The 23,717-nt window shown below is 76.4% G+C and carries 21 protein-coding genes and 1 riboswitch; of the genes, 4 read left to right on the forward strand and 17 right to left on the reverse strand.

Annotated features, from left to right (window positions below; genetic code table 11):
- Window positions 1-4 precede the first annotated feature (4 nt).
- Window positions 5-1,177: an SLC13 family permease gene (locus tag FB586_RS00780; protein WP_136517448.1), complete on the forward strand. Its 1,173-nt coding sequence runs from the start codon at window positions 5-7 to the stop codon at window positions 1,175-1,177.
- A gap of 117 nt (window positions 1,178-1,294) precedes the next feature.
- Here the strand turns inward: FB586_RS00780 and FB586_RS00785 are convergent, their stop codons facing one another.
- The 11 genes from FB586_RS00785 to FB586_RS00835 form a co-directional block, all read right to left on the reverse strand.
- Window positions 1,295-1,900: a GNAT family N-acetyltransferase gene (locus FB586_RS00785; protein WP_222928253.1), complete on the reverse strand. Its 606-nt coding sequence runs from the start codon at window positions 1,898-1,900 to the stop codon at window positions 1,295-1,297.
- A complete protein-coding gene (locus FB586_RS00790; protein WP_136517449.1) occupies window positions 1,897-4,269 on the reverse strand; it encodes a penicillin acylase family protein in 2,373 nt (790 codons plus the stop codon). The genes FB586_RS00785 and FB586_RS00790 overlap by 4 nt, the downstream gene beginning before the upstream one ends.
- Before the next feature lies 1 nt (window position 4,270).
- On the reverse strand, window positions 4,271-6,196 hold the full coding sequence (locus FB586_RS00795; RefSeq protein ID WP_136517450.1) for an IucA/IucC family protein: 1,926 nt from the start codon (window positions 6,194-6,196) through the stop codon (window positions 4,271-4,273).
- Window positions 6,193-6,822, reverse strand: a complete 630-nt coding sequence (locus FB586_RS00800) for a GNAT family N-acetyltransferase (protein ID WP_136517451.1) — start codon at window positions 6,820-6,822, stop codon at window positions 6,193-6,195. Before FB586_RS00800 ends, FB586_RS00795 begins: the two co-directional genes overlap by 4 nt.
- Window positions 6,819-8,237, reverse strand: coding sequence for a lysine N(6)-hydroxylase/L-ornithine N(5)-oxygenase family protein (locus FB586_RS00805; protein WP_246036284.1), 1,419 nt, complete (start codon window positions 8,235-8,237; stop codon window positions 6,819-6,821). Before FB586_RS00805 ends, FB586_RS00800 begins: the two co-directional genes overlap by 4 nt.
- Window positions 8,234-9,688, reverse strand: coding sequence for a pyridoxal phosphate-dependent decarboxylase family protein (locus FB586_RS00810; RefSeq protein WP_370741037.1), 1,455 nt, complete (start codon window positions 9,686-9,688; stop codon window positions 8,234-8,236). Before FB586_RS00810 ends, FB586_RS00805 begins: the two co-directional genes overlap by 4 nt.
- Before the next feature lie 187 nt (window positions 9,689-9,875).
- On the reverse strand, window positions 9,876-10,919 hold the full coding sequence (locus tag FB586_RS00815; RefSeq protein WP_136517452.1) for a hypothetical protein: 1,044 nt from the start codon (window positions 10,917-10,919) through the stop codon (window positions 9,876-9,878).
- The gene (locus FB586_RS00820; RefSeq protein WP_136517453.1) at window positions 10,916-11,551 is read right to left on the reverse strand and encodes an RNA polymerase sigma factor; all 636 of its coding nucleotides are present in this window, start codon (window positions 11,549-11,551) and stop codon (window positions 10,916-10,918) included. Before FB586_RS00820 ends, FB586_RS00815 begins: the two co-directional genes overlap by 4 nt.
- Window positions 11,552-11,633: 82 nt before the next feature.
- Window positions 11,634-12,401 (reverse strand): alpha/beta hydrolase, encoded by a 768-nt coding sequence (locus tag FB586_RS00825; RefSeq protein ID WP_136517454.1) that lies wholly within the window; start codon window positions 12,399-12,401, stop codon window positions 11,634-11,636.
- A gap of 79 nt (window positions 12,402-12,480) precedes the next feature.
- Window positions 12,481-13,464, reverse strand: a complete 984-nt coding sequence (gene bla / locus FB586_RS00830; RefSeq protein ID WP_136517455.1) for a class A beta-lactamase — start codon at window positions 13,462-13,464, stop codon at window positions 12,481-12,483.
- Window positions 13,465-13,550: 86 nt separating this feature from the next.
- Window positions 13,551-13,982 carry a VOC family protein gene (locus FB586_RS00835; RefSeq protein ID WP_136517456.1) on the reverse strand — a complete coding sequence of 144 codons (432 nt, stop codon included), beginning with the start codon at window positions 13,980-13,982 and terminating at the stop codon, window positions 13,551-13,553.
- Between the two features lie 373 nt (window positions 13,983-14,355).
- On the opposite strand from FB586_RS00835, the gene FB586_RS00840 reads away from it, so the two are divergent.
- On the forward strand, window positions 14,356-15,231 hold the full coding sequence (locus tag FB586_RS00840; protein WP_136517457.1) for a metal-dependent hydrolase: 876 nt from the start codon (window positions 14,356-14,358) through the stop codon (window positions 15,229-15,231).
- A 123-nt stretch (window positions 15,232-15,354) separates the two neighbouring features.
- Here FB586_RS00840 and FB586_RS00845 read toward each other — a convergent pair whose 3' ends face one another.
- Both FB586_RS00845 and FB586_RS00850 read right to left on the reverse strand, forming a co-directional pair.
- Window positions 15,355-15,855: a hypothetical protein gene (locus tag FB586_RS00845; protein ID WP_136517458.1), complete on the reverse strand. Its 501-nt coding sequence runs from the start codon at window positions 15,853-15,855 to the stop codon at window positions 15,355-15,357.
- A gap of 35 nt (window positions 15,856-15,890) precedes the next feature.
- Window positions 15,891-16,370 carry a MarR family winged helix-turn-helix transcriptional regulator gene (locus FB586_RS00850; protein WP_136517459.1) on the reverse strand — a complete coding sequence of 160 codons (480 nt, stop codon included), beginning with the start codon at window positions 16,368-16,370 and terminating at the stop codon, window positions 15,891-15,893.
- A 108-nt stretch (window positions 16,371-16,478) separates the two neighbouring features.
- Between FB586_RS00850 and FB586_RS00855 the strand changes: the two genes are divergently transcribed.
- Window positions 16,479-18,380, forward strand: a complete 1,902-nt coding sequence (locus FB586_RS00855) for an ABC transporter ATP-binding protein (protein ID WP_136517460.1) — start codon at window positions 16,479-16,481, stop codon at window positions 18,378-18,380.
- A gap of 10 nt (window positions 18,381-18,390) precedes the next feature.
- Here FB586_RS00855 and FB586_RS00860 read toward each other — a convergent pair whose 3' ends face one another.
- From FB586_RS00860 to FB586_RS00870, 3 genes are all read right to left on the reverse strand, one after another.
- Entirely contained in the window at window positions 18,391-19,746 is a 1,356-nt protein-coding gene (locus FB586_RS00860) for a DUF2254 domain-containing protein (protein ID WP_168800403.1), read from the reverse strand.
- Window positions 19,747-19,862: 116 nt separating this feature from the next.
- Entirely contained in the window at window positions 19,863-20,576 is a 714-nt protein-coding gene (locus FB586_RS00865; protein ID WP_136517462.1) for a YqjF family protein, read from the reverse strand.
- A gap of 98 nt (window positions 20,577-20,674) precedes the next feature.
- Complete coding sequence (locus FB586_RS00870; protein WP_136517463.1) at window positions 20,675-20,989, reverse strand: DMT family transporter; 315 nt, start codon at window positions 20,987-20,989, stop codon at window positions 20,675-20,677.
- A gap of 12 nt (window positions 20,990-21,001) precedes the next feature.
- Window positions 21,002-21,066: riboswitch (guanidine-III (ykkC-III) riboswitch) on the reverse strand.
- Window positions 21,067-21,348: 282 nt separating this feature from the next.
- On the opposite strand from FB586_RS00870, the gene FB586_RS00875 reads away from it, so the two are divergent.
- Entirely contained in the window at window positions 21,349-23,118 is a 1,770-nt protein-coding gene (locus FB586_RS00875; protein ID WP_246036287.1) for an ABC transporter ATP-binding protein, read from the forward strand.
- A gap of 46 nt (window positions 23,119-23,164) precedes the next feature.
- Here the strand turns inward: FB586_RS00875 and FB586_RS00880 are convergent, their stop codons facing one another.
- On the reverse strand, window positions 23,165-23,716 hold the full coding sequence (locus tag FB586_RS00880) for an NUDIX domain-containing protein (RefSeq protein ID WP_136517464.1): 552 nt from the start codon (window positions 23,714-23,716) through the stop codon (window positions 23,165-23,167).
- Window position 23,717: the final 1 nt, after the last annotated feature.

Raw genomic sequence — 23,717 nt, forward strand, 5'->3', positions numbered from 1 at the left:
GCCTGTGCGTGCGGTCCGTCGGGTGCCCTGGTGGCTGGTGGCCGTCGTCGTCGGCGGCACGCTCGTGGCGACCGGCGCGCTGCCGGTGGCCGACGCCCGCGACCTGGTCGAGCGCACCGGCCCGGTGCTGCTGTTCCTGGCCGCGCTCACGGTCGTCGCCGAGCTCTGCGCCGCCGCCGGGCTCTTCGACGCCGCCGCGGCGGCGACGTCCCGGCTCGCCCGCGGCCGACGCCCCGTGCTGTGGCTGCTCGTCGTGGTGCTCGCGACCGTCTCCACCGCGGTGCTCTCCCTCGACACGACGGCCGTGCTGCTGACGCCCGTCGTCGTCGCGCTCGCCCGCCGGACCGGCTCGGACCCGCTGCGGTTCGCGCTCGTCGTCGTCGCGCTCGCGAACACGGCCTCGCTCGTCCTGCCGGTCTCCAACCTGACGAACCTGCTCGCCGACCGCGCGCTGCGCCGGACCGGCGCCGACTACCTCGCGCTCATGTGGGCGCCCGCGCTGGCCGCCGTGGTCGTCACGGTGGCCCTCCTGGCGCTGCGCGACCGCCGGTCCATCGGCGGGCGGTACGACGCACCCCCGGCCCGCGCGGTGCCGGACCGGCCGCTGCTCGTCGTCGCCGCCGTGACGACCGTGCTCATGGCGACCGCGTTCGTGGCCGGCGTCGAGCCCGTGGTCGCCGGCGCCGCGGCCGCGGCCGTGCTGGCGGTGGCGACGGCGGTGCGCCGTCGCCCGTGGCCCGCTCCCCCGGCCGAGCTCGTGCCGTGGCGCACGCTGCTCGTCGTCGGCGGCCTGTTCGTCGTCGTCGAGACGGTGCGCGTCCACGGCGGCGCGGCGCTGGCGGCGTCCGCGGCCGGCGAGGGCGACGACCTCGGCGCGCTGCTGCGGCTCGCCGCGACCGCGGCGCTCACGTCGAACGTCGTCAACAACCTGCCCGCGTACCTCGCGCTCGAGCCCGCCGCGGCCGCCGACCCGCTGCGGCTCGCGGCGCTGCTGGTCGGCACCGGGGCCGGCGCGGTCCTCACGCCGTGGGGCTCGCTCGCGACCGTGCTGTGGTGGCAGCGCTGCAGGGCGCTGCTGCTGCACGTGCCCGCCGGTGTGATCGTGCAGCAGGGCCTGCTGCTGGCGGCGCCGGTGGTGGCGGCGTCCGTCGCGGCCCTCGTCGCGACCGCCGCCTGACCCCCCGCCCGCCGGCCCCGCCCACCAGTGCGGCAGATGCGTCACGAGTGCGGGTGTTGCAGCACCCGCACTCGTGACGCATCTACCGCAGTCGACGGGCGTGGGGCCGGGGTGGGATCAGGGGGACGGCGGGCGGACCGGCAGGAACGTCAGGCGCGCACGCTTGGTGGGCAGGTCCACCTCGGGCCCGAGGACGGCGCCGAGCAGCTCGGCGCGGCGCAGCATGGCCGTGTTGCGGGCGTCGGGCTCGCCGACGATCCGCGTGGCACCGGTGGTCTCCGCCGCGACCTGCACCAGCGCGAGCAGCAGGCGCTGGGAGAAGCCCCGCTCGCACCCGGGCGGACGGGCGCCCACGAGCACGTGCACGCCCAGGTCACCCGGCTGCACGTCGTAGACCTCGCCCACCGGGTCGTGCGCCGGCTCGTAGACCTGCACCAGCGCGACGGGGACGCCGTCCACCCGGGACAGCAGCGCGTGGTGGTGCTCCAGCCCGTCGACGAACGCGTACGTCTCGCGCAGCTCGTCCGCGGTCAGGTGCTGCAGCCCCCAGAACTCCGTGCCGCGCGCCGTGCACCAGGCGTGCAGGGTCGGCAGGTCCGCGTCGAGGTCGAGCACCGACGTCGTCAGGACGCCCAGCCCGTCGACGGCACGCTCGTCGACCACCGTGCCGCCGGGCAGGACCGCCCACGCGGCGGTGAGCCCCGGCGCCACCGCCGACGTCACTCCCCCACCCCGTCCGGCAGCGGCTCCGGGGTGAGGCGGTCCCAGTCGGTCACGACCTCGACGGTCCGCGCGACGGCCCACCGCGGGTGCTGGTCCGCGAAGTGCGGGCTGCGGGGGTCGCCGCTGGTGCCGAACGGCACGCCCCACCGGCTGCGGTCGCGGTCGGCCAGGTCCCAGACCCAGCGCGCCACCGAGCCGCGGAACGCGCGGTCCGTCACGCCCGGGACGGTGCCCGTGCAGCGCAGCGTGTCCTGGTCGCCCGCCAGGGGCAGTGCGGGCACGGACGGCACGGCGGCGCCGGGGACGTCCGCGAGCACGTGCGCCGGCAGCACCCTGTGCCGCGCGCCCCACGTCTCGTCCTGCGACGCGCCGGCGGCGACCTCCTCGAGGGCCGCGCGCACGTGGGCGGGTCCGTCGATGCCGAGGTCGGCGCGGTCGAGCAGCGCCCCGAGCGCCTGGCCGACGCGTCCGCGCAGACCGAACCACGCGTCGAACGCGGGCCCGGCCCGGTGCGGCGCGGCGAGCGCGACCAGCGCGGGTTCCGCGACGAGCCGGGCGACGAGCGCACCGCGCAGGTCGGCGAGCAGCGCGGCCTCGTGCGAGCCGGCGTCCATGTGCAGGTCCCATGCGAGCAGGCGGTCGCGGACGGCCGCGGCCGCCGGCGTCAGCCCCTCGACGGCCGCGACCTGCCGCAGCAGCCGCCCCGCCCCTGCCCAGTGCGTGTCGCCGTGGATCTCCGCCATGTCCGACGGGCCGAGCGCACGGCCCCGGCGCTCGTCGAGCAGCGCGCGCAGGCGGGTGGCGCGGTCCGGGCTGTAGACGGCACCGTGGTGCCGCTCCGGCGCCGACGGCCAGTCGTTCGCGTCCGCCGCGGTGTCCGTGACGGCCCGCGGTGCGGCGAGCGTCCGCCACGGGCGCGGCGCGTGCGCCGGGTCCCAGGCGCGCAGCGGCAGCAGCCGGTCGTCGGGGTCGCGGTCCGCGACGCGCCCGGCGTCGAAGGAGAGGACGGTGCCGTCGGCGTCGGCGGCGAGCACCCGGTTGACGGGGTCGACCCAGCCCGCGAGCGCGGCGGCGACGTCGTGCGCGGTGCGCGCGCGCAGCAGCGGGCGCAGGCAGGCGAACCCCAGGTCGTCGTCGACCCGCGGCTGCAGGCGCACCGAGCGGGCCTCCTCGCCGGTCACGGCGGGGACCGCGCCGGTGGCGACCTGGTCCTGCCGGGCCGTTGCGGCCTCGTCGGGTGCCACGGGTGCGGCGTCGTCGGGAGCCACAGGTGTGGCGTCGTCGGGTGCCGCGCCGGCACCCTCGTCGACGGCCAGGACCCCGGCCGCGGCGGCGTCCCCGGCGGACGACGCGGCGGTGCCCGGTGCGTCGGACGTGCCGGCGCCCGCGGTGTCCTGCTCGGACGGGATCCCCCGGACCACGACCGGCCCGCGCGCCGTCTCGAGCACGTCGACCGTCAGCGGCTGCCCGCCGCGCACGCGCACGTGCGCCGTCGTCCGCTCGACGGGCTCCCACCCGTCCGGGCCGAGCGCCTCCCACGCCCCGGCCCCCGTCCGGCGCAGCCGCTCGCGGAACACCTCGGCGGCGTGCGCGACCGCGTTCGTGATGCCCCAGGCGGCGGTGCCCGCGTGCCCGAAGTGCGGCAGGCCCGGCACGCCGGGGAACGCGAGCCCGAGCACGTCGTACTCCGGGCACGCGAGCCGGATCTGCTGGTAGACGCCGGGCAGCTCGAGGACGCGGTGCGGGTCGCCGGCGAGCAGCGGGCGGCCGGACACGGTCCGCGAGCCGTGCAGCGCCCACGCGTTGGAGCCGCTGGACGGCCCGTCCGCGGCGGGGTCGAACAGCCGCACGAGGTCGAGGGGGTCGAGCGCGGCGAGCCCCGGGTGGCCGGACTCCCGTGCGGCGCGGACGACGTGGTCGTGCCAGAGCACGCGCGGGAACGTGGAGAAGAGCGCGTGGTTGACGAGGAACACGCCGAGCGGCGCCCACGCGGGCCACGGGTCGTCGGGGGTGCTGCCGCCGAGCACGCGGTCGAGCTCGTCGACCTCGACCGGCCGCCCCGCCGACGCCAGCCCCGCGTTCACGCCCACCGTGTAGGCGTCCACCCACGCGCGGTCGCCGTCCCCGAGCGCCGCGTACGCGCGCTGCGCGGTGTCCGGCAGGCGCAGCCGGTGCGCGACGACGTCCCACCCGACGCCGGCCTCCCCGATGTGCTCGGCGAGGCGTCCCTCGGCGCGCCAGCGGTCCGTCTGCACCTGCCACGTGCGGTCGCGTGCGGTCACCCACCCCTGGCCGTACGCCAGGGCGAGCTCGTCGGACGCGCGCACGTGCGGGACGCCGCACGCGTCGCGGAACACCTCGAAGGCCATGTCAGGCAGTCTCGTCCGCGGGACGGCCGGCGGCCCGGCGCGGGGCGTCCGCTCCCGGCGCGTCACCCGCCCGGTCGTCCTCCTGCCCGGCGACGGCGCCGCGCGCGACCGGGTTGGCGAGCGTGCCCGCGTAGATGAGGGACGACGACTGGTCGGCCAGGTCGACCATCTGCAGCGTGTTGCGCAGCTGCAGCCGGTTGAGGCACGAGTGCGCGAACCGGGGGGCGCGCAGGTCGACGCCCGACGGCAGGTCGGGGTGGTCGGCGAGGTGCCCGTCGATCGTCTCGGCGACGACGCCCCAGAACGCCCCCTCGGTCAGCACGCCGTCGGTGACGAGCACCGCGGCGAGGTGCCGCAGCACGCCGTCGAGCACGTCGGTGAAGATCGCGAGGGCCTTCTCGTCGTCGTCGACGACGGCGCGGATGCGCTCGACCTCGGGCGGCAGCGGGCGGTCGGACAGGACGGCGACCTCCTCGCCGATGTCCTTGAGGAACGCGCCGACGGGCACGTGGTCGGACCACACGAGGATCACGTTCTCGCCGTGCGGCATGAACGCGAGGTCGTGCGCGCGCAGGCAGTGCACGAGCGGGCGCAGGTAGACCCGCAGGTAGGCGCGCAGCCAGTCGGCGGGGTCGAGGCCCGACGCCCGCACGGCCGCCGTCGCGTACGCGTCGCCGGCGGCGTCACGGTGCAGGAGGGCGGCCATCGTCGTCGCCCGCTGCCCGGGCGCGAGCAGGGCGTGCGGCTGCTCGCGCCACAGCGCGGCGAGCATCTTGCGGTGCGCGTTGGGGCGGGGCGTGCGGTGGTAGACGTCGCCCGTGTAGCCGATGGACGCCCGCTCGCGCAGCACGCGGACCCCGCACGCGGCGAGCTCGGGGTCGGAGTCGACGAGGTCCGCGACCCAGTCGTTGATCGCGGGCGTGGCCCGCATGTACGCCGGCGACAGCCCGCGCAGGAAGCCCATGTTCTGGATCGCGACGGCCGTCTTGACGTAGTGCCGGTCCGGGCGGCTGACGTTGAGGAACGTGCGCACGGACTGCTGCGCGCGGTACTCGTCGTCCGACTCGCCGAGCAGGACGAGGTCGCGGCGCGCGACGTCGGGGGCGAACGTCACCGCGACGCGGTGCTCCCACTGCCACGGGTGCACGGGCAGGTAGCGGTAGTCGGCGGGGTCGAGCCCGAGGTCGCGCAGGCGGGCCTCGAAGCGGGCGAGCGTGGCCGGGTCCAGCTCGTGCCGGTACAGCGCGTCCTCGGTGAGGCCCGCGCCGGTGGCGACGTGGCTGACGGCACGGCGCGCGGCGAGCCAGACGAGCCGGACCGGGCGCCCGGCCTCGGGGCTGTAGGCGTCGTGCTCGCAGACCCCGTACCCGATGCGCCCGTTGTTCGCGACGAAGGACGGGTGCCCCTCGGTCATCGCCTGCTCGACCGTGGCGAGGTCCGCGTGCAGCAGCTCGGCGACCGTCGGCTGCGGGTGCGCGCGCCGGTACGCGGCGCTGGCCAGCGTGGACGACAGCTCCTCGAGGTAGAGCGCGAGCAGGTCGTCGGGGATGCGCAGCAGCGGCTGCAGCTCCAGCACGAGGTCGAGGACGTCCAGCGGGGCGGGCTCGCCGTCGACCTCGCGGGTGAGCGTGGTCCGGTCGATCGCCCAGTGCTCGAGGGCGAGGCGCCGGGCGCGGAACCGGTAGGCGGCACGGTGCCCGTCCGGGGCGTCCAGCGTGACCACGTACGCCCGCGTCCCGCCGGTGCCGGGCGCGGCGGACCGGTCCAGCGCGGGGGCCAGCAGCCGCTCGTGCGCGAACTCCGCCAGCGCCTTCGCCACGAGGTGGCGCTGGGCGGCGGCCAGGTGCTCGGGCGTGAGGTGGTCCGCCGGGTGAGGAGGGCGGGCCGGGCCGCGGAGGGCGACGGGCGGGAGGTCGGTCAGCGTCATCGGGGGTCCTCGTGGGTCGTGGTGGCGCCGAGCCGGCTGGCGGCGAAGTCCTCGCGCGTGCACACGGACAGCGCCGCACGCTTGCCGGGCAGGTCGACCTCGCGCACGACGCGGAAGCCCGCGGCGGCGTTCTTGGCGGCGATGGCGGTGTTGCGCACGTCCGGCTCGACGACGACGCGCTGGGCGCGCAGCGTGCCGAAGCAGAAGCGCATGGTGGCGGCCATGACGGCGTCGGTGAGCCCGTGCAGGCGCGGGCCCTGCGGCGGCGCGACGAGCAGGTGCATGCCGACGTCGCCCGTGCGGGCGCGGTACACGCCCTTGAGCAGGACGCGCGAGGGGTCGTACGTCTCGACCATGAACGTCGGCCGGCCGGCAACACGGCCGATCCACGCGTGCTCGTCGGTCGACTCCGCGAGCCGCTGCTCGTAGGCGAGCACCTCGTCCAGGCCGAGGTCCTGCATCTGCCAGAACGCGGACGCCGGGTGCGTGAGCCAGTGGTGCAGCACCTGCGCGTCCCGCTCCGGGACGACGCGGTCCAGGCGGACCGGGCCGATGCGCTTCCACGCCTCGTCGCGGACGACCTGCGCGGACAGCGGCTCGGTGGCCTGCGAGCGCCAGCCCGTCACCGTGCCGCCTCGCCGGCGGGGGCGACGGGTGCGGCCGGGGCGGCGGGTGCGACCGGGGCCGCGGGTGCGGCGGGGACGACGGTCCCCGCCGGCGCCGGCTCGGCCCCCGTCGGCACGCCGAACTCCTGGAACGCGATGCGGCGCTCGCGCGGGTACACCTCGCGCCCGCACACCGCCGCGAGGATCGTCGACGACCGCCACGGCCCGAAGCCCAGGTCCGGCGCCGTGAGCCCGTGCGTGTGCTCCTCGCCGTTCTGCACGAACACGCGCCCCCGCCCGCCGTCGACGGAGTAGTCGCGCGCCACGGCCAGCCGCCCGCGCTCGTCCCACTCCAGCCGGTGCGCGATGCCGAGGACGACGTCCGGCACCTGCGCCGCGTAGCCCGTGGCCAGCACGAGCGCCTCGGTGCTGCGCTCGTGCTCCGTGCCGAGCTGCGCGTGCCGCAGCCGCAGCGTGTACCGCTCGCCGTCCCACACCGCGCCCGTCACCTCGGTGTCGGTCAGCAGGGTGGTGGGCACCGGGCCGACCGCGCTCTTGCGGTAGAGGGTGTCGTAGATGTCGTCGACGAGGTCGGCGCTGATCCCCTTGTAGAGGCCGCGCTGCTCGCGCGTGAGGCGGTCGCGCAGGTCCACCGGCAGGGCGTGGAAGTGGTCGGTGTACTCCGGCGACGTCATCTCCAGCGTCAGCTTCGTGTACTCCATCGGGAAGAACCGGGGCGAGCGCGTCACCCAGTCCACGCGCTGCCCGCCCGGGCCCGTGCCCTCCAGCAGGTCGCGGTACACCTCCGCCGCGGACTGGCCGGAGCCGACGACCGTGACCGAGTCCGCCGACCGCAGCCGGTCGCGGTGCGGCAGGTAGTCGGACGAGTGCACCACCGGCCCGTCCAGGCCGCGCAGGGCTGCGGGGACGACGGGCTGCGTGCCGAGGCCCAGCACGACGTGACGCGTCCGGTACGACTCGACGTCGCCGCCGGGGGTGCGGGCGTGGACGACGTAGAGGTCCTCGTCGTGGGGGTCGACCTCGACCGCCGTCACGGTCCGCCCCCACCGCAGGGCGGGCAGCCGGTCCGCCACCCACCGGCAGTACGCGTCGTACTCCGCGCGGAGGGGGTAGAAGCTCTCGCGGATGTAGAACGCGTACAGCCGCCCGGTCGCCTTGAGCCACGCGAGGAACGAGTACGGGCTGGTCGGGTCGGCCATGGTCACGAGGTCCGCGAGGAACGGGACCTGGATCGTCGCGCCCTCGAGCATCATGCCCGGGTGCCAGCGGAACTCGTCGGCGCGGTCGAGGAACACCGTGTCGAGGTCGAGCGGGTCCGCGAGCGCCGCCAGGCCGAGGTTGAACGGGCCGATGCCGACGCCGACGAGGTCGTGCACGCGGGCCTCGGGTGCGACCGGGGGCGTCGCGTCGCTCACCGCGCCACCGCCGGGTCGGGGCGCAGCAGGTCGTCGCCCTCGACGAGCGCGGCGGCCGCCTGGCGGACCAGCTCGAGCACGTGCCGCACGTCCGCGACCGTCGTGTCCGGGTTGAGCAGCGTCAGCTTGAGGCACGGGCGGCCGTCGACCGTGGTGCGGGCGACGAGCGCGCGCCCGGAGTCGAACAGCACGCGGCGGACCTGCGCGACGAGGGCGTCGGCGCGCGCGTCGTCCAGGCCGTCGGGCTGGTAGCGGAACATCACGGTCGACAGGTCGGTCGGCGAGAGCAGCCGGAAGTCCGGGTCGGCGTCGACCACCCGGTGCACGGCCGCGGCCAGGTCGATGGTCGCGTCGACCATCTCGCCGATGCGGTCGGCGCCGAGCGCGCGCAGGGTCGCCCAGAGCTTGAGCGCGTCGAACCGGCGCGTCGTCTGCAGCGAGACGTCGACCTGGTTCGGCTCGTCCTCGTGCTCCGGGTTGAGGTAGTCCGCGTGGTGCGCGACGAGCCGCAGGTCCGCCGCGTGCCGCACGACCAGCGCCGAGGACGACACCGGCTGGAAGAACGCCTTGTGGAAGTCGACCGTCACCGAGCGGGCGCGCTCGATGCCGTCGAGCAGGTGCCGGCGCGTGCGGCTGACGAGCAGGCCGCAGCCGTACGCGGCGTCGACGTGCAGCCAGACGTCGGCGGCGTCGCACGCGTCCGCGATCGCCGCGAGCGGGTCGATGCAGCCGCGGTCGGTCGTGCCGGCCGTCGCGACGACGGCCATCGCGAGGCGGCCGTCCTGCTCGATGTGCCGCAGCGCGATGGCCAGCGCGTCGGGGCGCATGCGCCCCTGCTCGTCGACGGGGACGAGGCGCACGGCGTCGGGTGCGAGGCCGAGCAGGCGCGCGGACTTCTGGACCGAGAAGTGGCTCGACGCTGTCGCGAGCACGACGAGGTCGCGGATGCCGGCCCCGGGAGCCGTGGCGAGCGCGTGCTCGCGCGCCACGAGCAGCGCCTGCAGGTTCGACTGCGTCCCGCCGGAGGTGAAGATGCCGCCGCCGGCGAGGAAGCCGATGCGGCCGGCCGTCCACGCGACGAGCCGGCGCTCCATGAGCGTGCCGACCGTCGACTGGTCGTACGTGTCGACGCTCGGGTTGATGGCGGCGAGCACGGCCTCCGCCGCGACGGCCGGCACGGCGACCGGGCAGTTGAGGTGCGCGGTGTACGCCGGGTCGTGGAACCAGACGGCGTGCTGCGCGAACAGCTCGTCGACCTCGCGCAGCGCGGCCGCCGTGCCCCGGCCGGGCGCGTCGAGGTCGACCGCGTCGACCAGGGCCTGCAGGTGCTCCCGGCTCGCGCCCGAGAACGGCTGGGTGGTGGTGCGGAACCGGGACGCGACCCGGTCGACGGTGCCGCGCATCGCGTCGACGTAGGCGTCGGCGGTGCCGGCGGACAGCAGCTCGTGCACGCGTGGATCTCCCCTGCGGCGGGCACGTCCCGCTGCAGGGACGCGCGTAGTGAGGTCTGCCTCAGTAAGGCGGGCCTAACATACGCGAAGCGGGCGATCCGTCAAGGTCCGTCCACGCCGCACGGCGGCCGCACCGAGCACGGGGACCGGTGTCCGCCGGCTCGGTGCGGCCGCGCGCCGGGCGGCGTCAGCGGCGCGGGCCGCGCAGGGAGACCTGGATCGAGCCGCCGCCGGTGAGATCCACCCGCGTGCACTCCGCCGCCGGGTCCTCGACCACGACGGTCGGCCAGCGGTGGCCGTCGCCGAGGGCGTCTGCCGCGATCCTCTCCGCCACGTCGAGGTCCACGCAGGCGTCCGCGATGCCCGCACGCAGCGCGTCCCGGATCTCGTACACCACCTCCCCGACGCCCTGACCGCGCAGGGTGTCGCGGTCGGGTGCGGCGTGCGGGTGGACGACGAGGGTGCGCGGCTCCGGCTCGAACGCCTCCCTGCCGGTCGCCGGCGTCGCGGTGCCACCCGGCGCAGCCGTCGCACCGTCGGCAGGCGGCTGCGGGACGGCGAAGCCGACCAGCGCGCACTCCTCCTCGGGCCAGTCGGCCGGGCGCTCCTCCGAGCGGACCGTCCAGCCCTCCAGGCCGAGGCGGTCGAGCTCGGCGTGCGCCGCGGCGACCGCGCCCGCCTCGTCGTGGCACTGCGCGCCGAGCCCGTCGACAAAGTCCTTCAGGGAGCCCTCGAGCTCCTGCCGCGCCAGGTCCTGCGGGTCGGCCGCGACGAGCGTCGCGCCCGGCGGGACCTCGTGGCGCGGCGCGACGTAGAGCGCCGGGTCGTCCGCGACGTGGAACGCCACCGGCTCCTCGATCGGGGGCAGGCCCGTCAGCTCCTGGTAGTGCCGGCAGTCCGCGACGGCGTCACCCGTCAGCCAGGGGCCGCCGGAACGTTCGTCCGCGGGCGCGTCCCACCGGGCCATGCAGGTGAGCCCCTCGTGCCCGCCACCGCCCCGATACCAGTCGTGGAACCCCGCGTACGCGGCTCCCCCGCCGACGAGCGCCGTGGCCAGGGCGGCCACGACGGCACCCCGCCGCACCCGCCGGCGCCCGACCGTCCCGGTCCGATCCGTCGTCACGTCCGTCGCCATGATCGCCTCCCGCATCGCGTCGTCGGCCGCCGTGGGCAGCGCGACGCGGGCCGTCGGGTCGGCCGCCCGCAGGCGTCGCACCAGGTCCTCGTTCATCTCGCCTCCTGCGGTCCGGGACGGGCGTCCGCCCATCCGCTCCTGACGTGTCCGGCGCCTGCCGCGCGTTGCACGACGGGTGGCGGGTCGGCACCGTCCAGCGCGGCGAGCTGCGCGAGCAGCCGACGCCGGGCGCGGTGCAGCCGCACGCGCACCGTCGCGCGCGGGACGCCGAGGACGAGCGCGATCTCGTCCCGGGCGAGCTCCTCCCACGCGACCAGGCGCAGCAGCTCCCGGTCATCGGGCGGCAGCCGCTCCATGGCCTGGAGCAGCGTGCGGTCGACGGGCTCGGGCGGCGGGGCGACCTCGGTGAGCTGCTCGCGCAGCCGGTCGGCGAGCGCGAGGCGCCGGCGGTCGCCGCGGTAGTGGTTCGCCAGGACGCGCCGGGCCACGCCGAACAGCCAGGGGCGCGCGGAGTCGCCGCCCGGGACGTCGTCGAGGCGGCGCCACGCGACGAGGAACGTCTCCGCGACGACGTCGGCGGCGTCCGCCGGGTCGGCGACACGGCGCACCGCGTACGCCAGCAGCGGGCCGTGGGTGCGGTCGAACAGGGCGGTGAAGCGTTCGTGCCGGGCGGCGTCGCCGCTGCGGGTGGGCGCGTCGGCAGGGTCCGCCGGGGGTGACGGGCTCACGGGTCTCCCTCCGTGGGCAGGAGTGTGTCACCGCCCACGTGTCCGGCACGGGCGACGGCGTTACCGCCGCCCGGCCGGCGGGTCAGCCCTGGCGCACCGGCAGCCAGTCGAGGACGTCCCGGATGTGCCGGTCCCAGTAGCCCCACTCGTGGTCGCCCGGGTGGACGTGCGCCTCGACGGGCACGCCCCGGGCCGTCGCCTGCTCGACGAACAGGTGCTGCGCGTCGACGAGGAAGTCCTGCGCACCGCACGTCGCGTACAGCGCGGGCAGCGAGGCCGGGTCGGCGCGGTCGAGCAGGGCCAGCAGGTCGTCGTCGCTGCCCTCCGGGTCGGCGCCCGCCCACACGTGCGGCACCCGCACGTGCAGCTCGGCGGCCCGCGCGCCGCCCACGACGAGCGCACCCGACAGGCTCGCCGCCGCCGCGAACCGCTCGGGCTGGCGCAGCGCCCACTTGAACGCCCCGTACCCGCCCATCGACAGCCCCGCGACGAACGTGTCCTCGCGCCGGTCCGACACGCGGAAGAAGTGCTGCACCACCCGCGGCAGCTCCTCCGACAGGAACGTCCAGTAGGCCCCGCCGTACGCCTCGTCGGTGTAGAACGACCGCCCGCCGCGCGGCATGACGACGGCCAGCCCGCGGTCGGCGACGTAGCGCTCGATCGACGTGCGGCGCAGCCAGATCGACTCGTCGTCGCTCAGCCCGTGCAGCAGGTACAGCACGGGCGGCGGCCCGGCCAGGTCCGCACCGCCCATCCCGATCTGGCCGCGGGCGGCCTCCGGCAGCAGCACGGTCGCCGCCGTGCTCGTCTGCAGCGCCTCGGAGAAGAAGTGGCAGGTCAGCAGCGCCATCGCGGCCTCCGGTCGGTGGGGTCCGGCTTCGACGCTAGCCGGGGTCGGGCCGCCGCGCCCGCGCCCGCCGGCCGGCCCGTCACGTCGTGCTCGCCGCGACGAGCGCGTCGAGCACGACCCGGGCGGCCTCCGCGACGGGCGCGTCCGTCCGCTCGGCGTCCGGTGACGGGCGGTCGGTGCAGACCGCGAGCACGACGGGTGCGCCCTCCGCGGACCCCACGGGGCCGGGCCACACGACCGCGACGTCGTTGCGGGTCGCGTACGCGCCCGCGCCCGTCTTGTCGCCGACGGTCCAGCGGGGGCGGGCGGCGGCGCGGACGAGGGCGTCCCCCGTGGTGTTGCGCACGAGCCAGTCGGTGAGGACGTCGCGCTCGGGTGCGCCGAGGACGTCGCCGACGACGAGCGTCCGGTAGGTGCCCGCGAGCGCCCGGGGGGTGCTGGTGTCACGGTCGTCGCCGGGGACGAAGGCGTTGAGCTCCGGCTCCCAGCGGTCGCTGCGGGTGACGTCGTCGCCGACCGTCCGCAGCCACGCGGTCAGGCCCTCCGGACCGCCTGCGCCGCGCAGCAGCAGGTTGCCCGCCGTGTTGTCGCTGAACCGCATGGCCGCGTCCCCCAGCTCGCGCCACGTCATGGTCCCGCCCACGCGGTCGGCGGTGACCGGCGAGAAGTCGACGAGGTCGTCGGCGGCGACGGGGACCGGCTGGTCGATGCCCGCGACCGTGCGCGAGGCCAGCACGGCGGCGGCGGCGAGCGGCTTGAACGTCGAGCAGAACGCGAACCGCTCGTCCGCACGGTGGCTCGTGGTGCGGCCCTGGGCGGTGTCGACCGCGTGCAGGCCGAGGCGCACGCCGTGCCGCGCCTCGACGTCCGCGAGCGCGGCGGTGAGGTCGAGGGGCGGCGGGGTGGTCGGCGCCGCGGCGGTGGGCGTCGGGTGGGCGGACGCAGACGTGCCCGTGCCGGACGGCGACTCGCGCTCGCGCGGCGGCGTGCAGGCGGCGGCGAGGAGCGCGACCGCGCCGACGTGCAGGACGGCGCGGCGGCTCGGGCCGGACGCGGCGGGCATGGGACCTCCGAGCGGGGGTGCGGTCGTCGGCGGCGCGCGGGGCCGTGGCGCGCGTCAGCCGCCGGGAGGCGCGGTCGCGGTATCGGTCACAGGAACAGGCAGAACGGGTGGTCGTCGAGGTCGAGCATGACGCGGATGCCCTTCTGCGGCTGGACGTCGGCCTCGCGCGCACCACACGCGAGGGCCCAGGCGACCGCGGCGTCCAGGTCGTCGACCTCCACATCCAGGTGCTGGGTCGAGCGCTGCTCCCCCGGCCGCGCCGGCCACACGGGCGGCGTCCACTCCCGCTCGTGCTCGAGGTTGATCGTCAGGCCCGGCTCGCCCTCCGGCGGCTTCACCTGCGCCCACGTGACGCTCGTCGGGTCGCCCGGGTCGGCCTCCTCCTCGACGGTGACCCGCCCCCCGAGCAGCCGCGCGTAGAAGTGCGCCTGCTCGTGCGGCCGGGCCGTGCTGATCGTGATCGACGTGGCCCGCAACCGGGGGGCACCGCCGCGTGCGGGGACGTCGCCGTGGGTCATGCCCCGATGCTGGCACCGGCGGCCCGGCCCGTCACCCGGGGCCCGGCCGCGCCGACGTCCCCCGCCGACGAACCCGGACTTCTCCGCGCCGTCCCGCCACGGGACGCGGACAACTCCGGGTTCACCCGCACCGCCGCCGGCGAACCCGGGGTTCGTCAGCACGGCGGCGCCCGGGTCCTGACCAAGTCCGGGCTCGACAGCCCGACGGCGACGCAAGCGGCAGCCGCCCGCGGCGGCGTCGGCGACACGCCGGGACCGGACACCCCGGCCGTTTTGACGCCTGTCACCCGGACGGCTGAGGTGGACGCCGTTCACGCCCCTGACCTGCACCGGAGGTGACCGTGCGCCGCAGCCGACCGGAGCCGGCGGCGTCGTGAAGGGCGCCCACCACGCGCTCTGCGGGGCCGCCGCGTGGGTCGCGGTCGCGTCGACCGCGCCGTACACGCTCGGCTGGTACCCCGTCTCGCCGCTGGGCGTCGTCGCCGGCACGCTCGTCTGCGCGGGCGCCGCGCTCGCCCCGGACGCCGACCACCACGACGCGACCGTCGCGCACTCCCTGCCGCCGGTGTCCGAGTGGGTCTGCGACGCGGTCGGGCACCTCGCCGGCGGGCACCGCAACGGCACGCACTCGCTGCTGGGCGTCGGCGTGCTCACCGCGATCGCGTGGGGGGCGGGGCAGGTCACGGTCGCCACCGACCGGCTCGGGGAGCTCGCGGTGGGCGCCGGCGTGCTGTCGCTGCTGCTCGTGGCGTTCGCGGCACGCGCGCTGGGCCTCGCCCGGCGACGGCTGGACGCGTGGGCGCTCGCGGTCGCGCTCGCCGCGTTCGTCACGGTGGTCGCGCCGACCGGCTGGGACTGGCTCCCGGTCGCCGTCGGGCTGGGTGCGGCCGTGCACGTCGCGGGCGACATGCTCACCGGGGGCGGCGTCCCCCTGCTGTGGCCGTGGGAGCCGCGACCGCCCCGCTGGTGGCGGCGCACGCCCGTCCTCAACGACCTGTGGAGCCGCGGCGGGAACTTCGCGGTGCCGCTGCTCGGCACGACGGGCTCGTGGCGCGAGCGGCTGCTGGTCGCGCCGCTGACCGCCTACGCGGCGTACGGCGTCGGCGCGGCGCTGGTCGCGGGCTCGCTGACGGCGCTCGGGTACGACGCCGACCGGGTGCTGGAGCGCGCGTGGGAGGCCGCGGGCGTGCTGGTGAGCACGGCGACGGCGGTCGGCGCGGTCACGCTTCGGGCACCGCTGCCGGGCTGACGGCGTGCCCCCGGGCGTGGGAGGCGCGGCGGCGCCGGTCGGCACGGCGACGGCGATCGGCGCGGTGTCCGTCCGGGCCCCCTGCCAGGTGACGACGGGGACCTCGTCGACCCCGGCGCCGACTCAGGCGTCGTCCTGCGGCCCGTCGTCGACGGACGGGACGACCGCGCGCACGACGGTGTCCTGGAAGTACGCGTACTCGAGCAGGACCGGAACCCCGTCCGGCACGACCCACAGCTCGGTCGCCCGCGCCGTCATCTCCCGGACGACGTCCGCGGCGGCCGACGTTGGGACGCGGACGCTCGGCACCGCCAGGGAGCCGTCGAGCACGACGACGCTCGCGGCCTGCTCCGCCAGGGCGACGACCTCGGCGGCCAGGGCGGTGGCGTCGGCCTCGTGGGTGCGCACGACGTCGTCCGGACGACGGTCCCACTCGACCGTGCCGTCCGACCGTCGCGGCAGGCCCCCCAGCGCACGCCGCTCGACGCACAGGTGCTCCTCCAGCGTCAGCAGCTCGACACCGTCACGCGCCACCCAGCGTGCGCCCGCCTCGCGCGTCCGGGTGAGGCGGACGACGGACGGGGGCAGCAGGTCGGGACGGGACCCGTATCCGGACTCGTGCACGCGTCCGTCCGGTGTCGCGGGCGTGACTCGACGCGTCACGAACGGTCCGCCACCCGGCGGAGGAGCCCCAGGAGCTGCCGCTGCTCGTCGGGCGTCAGCACGTCGAGCCGCGCGCGTGCGCCCTCCTGCCGCCGGTCCGACAGCCGCGCGAGCTGCTCGCGGCCCGCGTCCGTGAGCTCGACGAGCGTCGCGCGTCGGTCCGCCGGGTCGGGCACGCGCCGCACCCAGCCGTCCTCCTCCGCCTGGTCCACCTTGGACGTGATCGAGCGCGGCGCGACGTCGAGGACGTCCGCGAGCTCGCCGAGGCGGCGCGGCCGGTCGCAGCGGTCCAGGGTGCGCAGCAGGCGCAGCTGGCCCGGCGTGATGTCGTGCCCGAGGACGGTGGAGGCCTCCCGCCGGACGCTGCGCAGCACGTCGTGCAGCAGCTCGAGGAACTCCTCCGACGGGCTCGCCGGCCCGCCCGCGCCGGCCGTCGGGGCCGCCGCGGGGGCGTCGTCGTGCGGGTGCGCGTCCACGGTCCGAGGCTAGCGGGGAATGAAACCGAGGTGAATCACGCTCATGGTGAGGTAACCTCAGCATCGCGTCCGCACCTGGCCGCGACACCTCCGGACCCAGGAGGCCCCATGACTCCCCCCTCGATGCCCGGCGGAGGCGGCAACCCCGCCGTCCGCGGCTTCACGCGCGACCCGTCCGTCAAGGCCCAGCGCCTGCAGCGCGGCTCGCTGCGCCGGATCCTCGCGTTCGCGCACCCCTACCGCGCCCAGCTCGCGGTCTTCCTCGTCCTCATCGCGCTCGGCGCCGGCGCCGGCGCACTCACCCCGTGGCTGCTGCAGCGGCTCATCGACGACGGCATCACCCGCGGCGACACCGGCGTCGTCGTCGGGATCGCCGGTGCGGTGGCCGGCCTCGCGGTCGTCTCCGCGATCCTCGGCGTGGCCGAGCGGTGGGTGTCCGCGCGCATCGGCGAGGGCCTCATCCACGACCTGCGCACCGCCGTGTTCGACCACGTGCAGCGCATGCCGCTGGCGTTCTTCTCCCGGGCCCGCACCGGTGCGCTCGTGCAGCGCCTCAACGGCGACGTGCTCGGCGCGCAGCAGGCGTTCACGTCCACGCTGTCCAACGTCGTGAGCAACTCGCTCACGGTCGCGTTCGTGCTGGCCGCGATGCTGTCGATGTCGTGGCAGCTCACGCTGCTCTCGCTCGTCCTGCTGCCCGTCTTCGTGCTGCCCGCCCGCTGGTTCGGGCGGAAGATCGCCGCGATCACGCGCGAGTCCTACGAGCTCGGCGCCGAGGCGTCCCAGACGATGACCGAGCGGTTCAACGTCGCCGGTGCCCACCTGGTCAAGGTGTTCGGCGACCCGGCGCGCGAGTCCGCCGCCTACGCCGAGCAGACCGCCCGCGTGCGCGACATCGGCGTCAAGCGCGCGCTGTACTCGACGTGGTTCCGCATCGGCCTGACCACCGTCGCGTCCGTCGCGACCGCGATCGTCTACGGCCTCGGTGGCCTGCTGGCGATCCGGGACGAGCTGACGGTCGGCGTCGTCGTCGCCCTCGCCGCGTACCTCGGCCGGCTCTACGGCCCGCTCACGGCGATGTCGAACGTGCAGGTCGACGTCATGACCGCGCTCGTCTCGTTCGAGCGCGTGCTCGAGGTGCTCGACCTCGAGCCGACGGTGGCGGAGAAGCCCGGCGCGTCGGACCTGCGCACGGCGGTCGCCGCGCGCGGCGCGAGCATCGAGCTCGACCACGTCGGCTTCCGCTACCCGGCGGCCGGCGAGGTGTCGCTCGCGTCCCTCGAGTCCGTCGCGACGCTCAGCCACGACCCGGTCGCGGACACGCTCACCGACGTCGCGTTCTCCGTGCCGGCGGGCGCCATGGTCGCCCTCGTCGGCCCGTCGGGCGCCGGCAAGACGACGATCTCCCAGCTCGTCACGCGCATGTACGACCCCACGCGCGGGGCCGTCCGCATCGCCGGGCAGGACCTGCGCGACGTCACCGCGGACTCGCTGCGCGCGACCGTCGGCGTCGTCAGCCAGGAGGCGCACCTCTTCCACGACACCATCGCGGGCAACCTGCGCTTCGCGCGCCCCGACGCGACGGACGCCGACATCGAGCGCGCCCTGCGCGCCGCGCACGTGTGGGACCTCGTGGCGTCCCTGCCCGACGGCATCGAGACCGTCGTCGGCGACCGCGGCTACCGCCTCTCCGGCGGCGAGCGCCAGCGCCTCGCGATCGCGCGGCTGCTGCTCAAGGCCCCCGACGTCGTCGTGCTCGACGAGGCCACGGCCCACCTGGACTCCGAGTCCGAGGCCGCCGTGCAGGCCGCCCTCGACGAGGCGCTCACCGGGCGCACGTCCCTGGTCATCGCCCACCGCCTGTCGACCGTCCGGCAGGCCGACCTCATCGTCGTCGTCGAGGCCGGGCGCGTCGTCGACCAGGGCACGCACACCGAGCTGCTCGCCCGCGGCGGGCTGTACGCGGACCTGTACCGCACCCAGTTCGCGGAGAAGGCCGCGGCCGCCTGACCCACCCGGGTCAGAGGGAGCGCGTCTCCCCGCTGCGGTCGGCGTACGCGTCCGCGACGCGCCCGTCGAGGACCAGGTGCACACGGTCGGCGAGGTCGAGGACGGCGGCGCGGTCCTCCTCGAGCAGGCCGTCGTCCATCTCCCGGACCACCAGGTCCACCTGGCGCCGCAGCTCCGGCGCGTGGGCGTCCGGGTCGGCGTGCACGGCGACGTCCCGGCACAGCCGCAGCAGCGCGATGAGCGCCGTCGGCTCGCTGCGCCCGTACCGGCGCACCTGGCCGCACGCCAGGTCGAGGTAGTAGCGCAGGTCGCGGTCCATGACGACGGCGCGGTCGACCCCGTCCTCGTCGGTGTGCATCGTCCCGCCCAGCCGGCGGCTCGTGAGGCTCACGAGGAGCTCCGTCATGTGGCCCACGGCGTGGGTGGCCGTGACGGGGTCGTTGATGCTGGGCGACAGCGCCTTGACCGCGATGTCCTCGAGCTGGCGGAACCCGAAGGCCGCGTCCTGCTCGACGGTCCGCTCGCGGCCGAGCGCGACCGCGTCGAGGAGCCCCGCGACGGCGTCGTCGGGGACACGGGCCGCGTCCCGCCCGTCGCCCGTCCACAGGGTCAGGAGGGGGGTGCCGCTGACCACGAGATCCCCCGGGCGCGCCTCGACCCGGACGATCACGTCCGCCGCGCGGGCGCGCTCCACCAGCGGCCCGACGTCGACCCGCTGCACGAACCCGCCGCGCGTCGCCTCCACCACGGTCCCCGGCCGGTCGGGCCCGATCCGTTCCGGGACCTGCGCCGGCCCGTCGCCGCGCTCGGGGAGGAACATCGCGATCGCCCGCTGCGCCTCGTCGTGCACCCTGGCCATCATCGACTCGATGCGGAGCATGCCCGTGATGTGGTGGACGAACGCGACGACGGCGGCGACGCTCGCGGCCGCCGCGACCAGCACGAGCGCCACCGCGGGCGTCGGCACGGGCTCGTCCTCGTGGAGGGTCCGGAGCACCGTGAGCGACAGCGCGACGGTCCCGACGAGGACCGCGAGGACGCCCTTGATCGTCCGGTCGCGCAGGAAGTCGCGCAGCAGCCGCGGGGAGAACTGCTGGGACGCGAGCTGCAGCGCGACGACGGTGATCGAGAACGCCGTCGTGAGCGTCGCCATGGTCGCCGTCGCCACCGTCTGCACGGCCGCGGTCGCGGCCGCCACGTCTCCCGGCCACAGCACGCGCGTGAAGGTCGAGTCCGGGGCGGGACGGACGTGCGAGAGCGCCACGCCCACGACGACGGCCGTGACGCCGGCCACGGCCGGCCACCTCCACAGCTCGGGAGCGGTGCGCTCGGCGTCACGCCGGGCGTCGCGGTGCGGGGGCGCCACGGTGTGCCTCCTTCGTGCCAGGGGACGGGTGCTGCCTCGACCCTCGCCCACGCAGCGCGCCCGTGCAGCCCGGGCGGTCCTTCCGCGTGGTCACGTCCCCCGGGTGGCGGTGCAGGTCAGCGCGTCGGCAGCAGGCGCGGCTGGCCGACCCGGACGTCGACGCCCGGGGACCACGTGGCGTGCGGCGGGCCCGACGGCGCCGGCAGCCCGCACCCCTCGAGCAGGTCCGTCCCCAGGTGCGGGACGGCGGCGGCGTGCAGGGGCCAGGGCGCGTGCTCGACGGGCACGCGCCACAGCCGGCCCGCCCTCCGGGCGTAGGCGTTCCAGCGCCCCGTGACGGCGATCAGCCAGGGGTCGGGTCGGCCGATGCGGGCCCCGGGGACGACCCGTGCGTCCAGGCGCCCGCCCGCGCGGCCGCGCGCCTCGTACCGCGTCCCGCCGCCCGCGTCGAGGACACGCCCGGACGCACGCCGGTACGGCACGCCGGCGGCACGCAGCCCGGCCACGACCTCGGCGCGGTCGCACAGCAGCGTGAGGAACCACAGCCCGTCGGTCCCGCTCGCCGGGTGCCGCACGTAGGTGCGGACGTTGACCTCGACGAACCGGGTCCAGCGCGGCGGCACGGGCAGGCCGGCCGGTCGGACGTCGCGCATGACGAACGGCGTCAGCCCGACCCAGGCGGCCCCGTCGAGGACCTGCGGGACCAGGCCGTCGGGCAGGTGCGGCGCGACGACGTCCGGCGGGTAGGCCCAGTGCAGGAACGCGATGCCCTCCCAGCGCATGTGCGCGACGGGCACGTGCACGGGGGCGTCGGGGAGCCGTCCGCTCATGGCACCACCCCCTGCCGCTCGGCGGCGGGCGCCGCCCGGGCCACCATCGTGGGACGACAGCGGCCCGGGCGCGCGGCGTCCGTCCTCAGGGGCGGCCGTCAGTGGGCGAGCTTGAGCCCGATCACGCAGGCGACGATGCCGAGGATGAGCAGGATCTTCACGAGCGAGACCGTCTCGGCGCCGGTCGCCATGCCGTAGGCGACGGTCAGGGACGCGCCGATGCCGACCCAGACCGCGTAGGCGGTGCCGGTCGGCAGCTCGCGCATCGCGTAGGCGAGCCCGCCCATGGAGGCGAGCAGCGCGACGCCGAAGACGACGGTCGGGCCCAGCTTCGAGAAGCCCTCGGAGCGCCCGAGGGCGGTCGCCCACACGGCCTCGAGGACCCCGGAGACGACGAGCACGAGCCAGGACATGGTGGACCTCCGCTGGCTGCCGTCTTGTCGCTCTCCGGGTACGGCGCCGCTCGTCCGGGGGACCGCGACGACATGGGGTGGGGGCGCGGTCCCGCCGCCATGGTGGCACGCGGGGGCGCGATCGGGCAGGGGCGGGCGAGGTGGCGTCGGCCACCACCCGCGCGGCGCCGACACACCGAGGCGCGGGCCGCCCGGCAGACCCGCCCGCCGAGCGCGGTGGATGCGCGACCAGCGCACCTGATACGACCACCGCGCTCGTGCCGCATCTACCGCGCTCGCCGGTGGGCGGCCCGGTGGGGTGGGACCCCGGATGGTGGACTGCGCTTTCCGTGACGGGGGTGCCGGGTGAGGATGGGGGCGTGACCTCCCCCGCCTCGCGGCGAGCGTCCGTCGACGTCGACGGTCAGCATCCCGTCCGGTCCGTCTTCCACCTCCTGGGCATGCACCGCCGGCGCATCGCCACGGCGGTGTTCTTCTTCGCGCTCAAGGACACGCCGCTGTGGCTGATGCCGTTCATCACGGCACGGGTGATCGACGTCGTCGTCGACCGCCGGCCGCTGCACGAGCTGTGGCTGTGGGCCGGGGTGGCGTTCGTCGCGCTGCTGCAGAACTACCCGAACCACGTCATGTACACGAAGCTGTTCATGGGCGCGGTGCGGCAGATCGGCGCCGACCTGCGCAACGCGCTCGCGGCGCGGCTGCAGAGCCTGTCGATCGGCTTCCACACCCGCACGTCCGCCTCGATCGTGCAGACCAAGGTCGTCCGGGACGTCGAGAACGTCGAGCTGATGCTCCAGCAGGTCACGCACCCGCTGCTGTCGTCGTCGATGGTCGTCATGGGCGCCGTCGTCACCACCGCGACGTCGGTGCCGCAGTTCCTGCCCGTGTACGCGCTGACGATCCCGCTGGCCGTGCTGCTGCGGTACGGGCTGGCGCGCCGCTCCCGCGAGCGCAACGAGGCCTTCCGCAAGCAGGTCGAGCGGTTCTCCGCACGCGTCGGCGAGATGGCGACGCTCATGCCGATCACCCGCGCGCACGGGCTCGAGGCGACGGCGCAGGAGCGGGTCGCGGAGGGCGCCGAGGGCGTGCGGACGTCGGGGTACGAGCTCGACGTGCTCAACGGCCGGTTCGCGTCGCTGTCGTGGGTCGGGCTGCAGCTGCTCGGCGTCGGGTGCCTCGTGCTCGCCGCGACCGCGGCCCTGACGGGGTGGTTCCCGGTGACGCCCGGGCAGGTCGTGCTGCTGTCGTCGAACTTCACGCTCATCACCGGCGGCGTCACGCAGCTGCTCATGCTGCTGCCGGTGGCGGCCAAGGGCACCGAGTCCGTGCGGTCGATCGCCGAGGTGCTGGCCGAGCCGGACGTCGAGCAGAACGAGGGCAAGGCCGCCGTCGGCTCGGTGGAGGGCCGGCTGACGTTCGACGCGGTGCACTTCCGCTACGACGACGCCGACGGGCACGCGCTCGACGGCGTCGACCTCGACGTGCGCCCGGGCGAGACCGTGGCGTTCGTGGGGCCGTCCGGGTCGGGCAAGTCCACCGTGCTCAACCTGGCGCTCGGGTTCCTGCGGCCGACGTCCGGGCGCCTGCTGCTCGACGGTGTCGACGCCGCCACGCTCGACCTGCGCACGTTCCGCCGGCACGTGTCCGTGGTGCCGCAGGAGTCGGTGCTGTTCGAGGGCTCGATCCGCGACAACGTCACCTACGGGCTGGGGCACGTGCCCGACGAGCGGGTCCGTGCCGCCCTCGAGGACGCCAACGCGGCGGAGATCGTCGACGCCCTGCCCGACGGCTGGCACACCGTGGTGGGCGAGCGCGGCGCGCGCCTGTCCGGCGGGCAGCGGCAGCGCATCGCGATCGCCCGGGCGCTCGTGCGCGACCCCCGGGTCCTGCTGCTGGACGAGGCGACCTCCGCGCTCGACCCCGAGTCGGAGGCGCTCGTCCGCGACGCGCTCGCCCGCCTCATGCGCGGGCGCACCACGCTCGTGGTCGCGCACCGCCTCTCCACGATCCGCGACGCCGACCGCATCGTCGTGCTCGACCAGGGCCGGATCGTCGAGACGGGCCGGCACGAGGAGCTCATGGCGGCCGGGGGCCGCTACGCCCGCCTGGAGCGCGCGCAGCGGGTCTGAGCGCGCGCAGCGGGTGTGGCCGGGCGTCGGCGGGTGCGACCGCGCGTCAGCGGAGCCGGCCGAGGTGGAGCGCCGCGAGCGCGAGGGCGGCCACCGTCTCCCCGTCCCGGATGCGACCGTCCCGCACCATCGCGAGCGCCTCGCCGAACGGCACGGTCCGCACCTGGCTGATGCCCTCGTGCGCCTGCTCGTCCGCGGTGGCGGCCGCGTCGCCGGCCGGCGCGAGGCCCCGGGCGACGAAGACGTGCTCGGGGGCGCGCGCGATCCCGTTGAGCGCCTCCGTGACTCCCAGGTGCACCCACTCGCGCGCGACGAGACCCGCCTCCTCGGCGAGCTCGCGCTGCGCGGCCACCAGCGGCTCCTGACCGTCGGTACCGCCCGCGGGCACCTCCACCGACGCCGGCCCGGTCGTGTACCGGTCCGTGGTGACGAGCACGACCTCGTCGTCGTCCGTGAGCGCGACGACGAACACCGACGGGCGCAGCTCCACCCACCCGTACAGCGCCGGGCTCCCGTCGGGCGCGACCGCGTCGTCCTCCCGCACGACGATCCACGGGTTCTCGTACACGACACGCGAGGAGACGGTGCGCCAGGCCATG

The organism is Cellulomonas telluris (assembly GCF_004886325.1).
In the GTDB taxonomy this organism is placed as follows: Bacteria; Actinomycetota; Actinomycetes; order Actinomycetales; family Cellulomonadaceae; genus Cellulomonas; species Cellulomonas telluris.

What these genes read in the sequence shown, in the direction of transcription:
- FB586_RS00790 (WP_136517449.1), bottom strand. Translation starts at nt 4,269, where the DNA reads ATGGCCTTCGAGGTGTTCCGCGACGCGTGCGGCGTCCCGCACGTGCGC.
- FB586_RS00795 (WP_136517450.1), bottom strand. Translation starts at nt 6,196, where the DNA reads ATGACGCTGACCGACCTCCCGCCCGTCGCCCTCCGCGGCCCGGCCCGC.
- FB586_RS00815 (WP_136517452.1), bottom strand. Translation starts at nt 10,919, where the DNA reads ATGAACGAGGACCTGGTGCGACGCCTGCGGGCGGCCGACCCGACGGCC.
- FB586_RS00825 (WP_136517454.1), bottom strand. Translation starts at nt 12,401, where the DNA reads ATGGCGCTGCTGACCTGCCACTTCTTCTCCGAGGCGCTGCAGACGAGC.
- bla (WP_136517455.1), bottom strand. Translation starts at nt 13,464, where the DNA reads ATGCCCGCCGCGTCCGGCCCGAGCCGCCGCGCCGTCCTGCACGTCGGC.
- FB586_RS00835 (WP_136517456.1), bottom strand. Translation starts at nt 13,982, where the DNA reads ATGACCCACGGCGACGTCCCCGCACGCGGCGGTGCCCCCCGGTTGCGG.
- FB586_RS00855 (WP_136517460.1), top strand. Translation starts at nt 16,479, where the DNA reads ATGACTCCCCCCTCGATGCCCGGCGGAGGCGGCAACCCCGCCGTCCGC.
- FB586_RS00865 (WP_136517462.1), bottom strand. Translation starts at nt 20,576, where the DNA reads ATGAGCGGACGGCTCCCCGACGCCCCCGTGCACGTGCCCGTCGCGCAC.
- FB586_RS00870 (WP_136517463.1), bottom strand. Translation starts at nt 20,989, where the DNA reads ATGTCCTGGCTCGTGCTCGTCGTCTCCGGGGTCCTCGAGGCCGTGTGG.
- FB586_RS00880 (WP_136517464.1), bottom strand. Translation starts at nt 23,716, where the DNA reads ATGGCCTGGCGCACCGTCTCCTCGCGTGTCGTGTACGAGAACCCGTGG.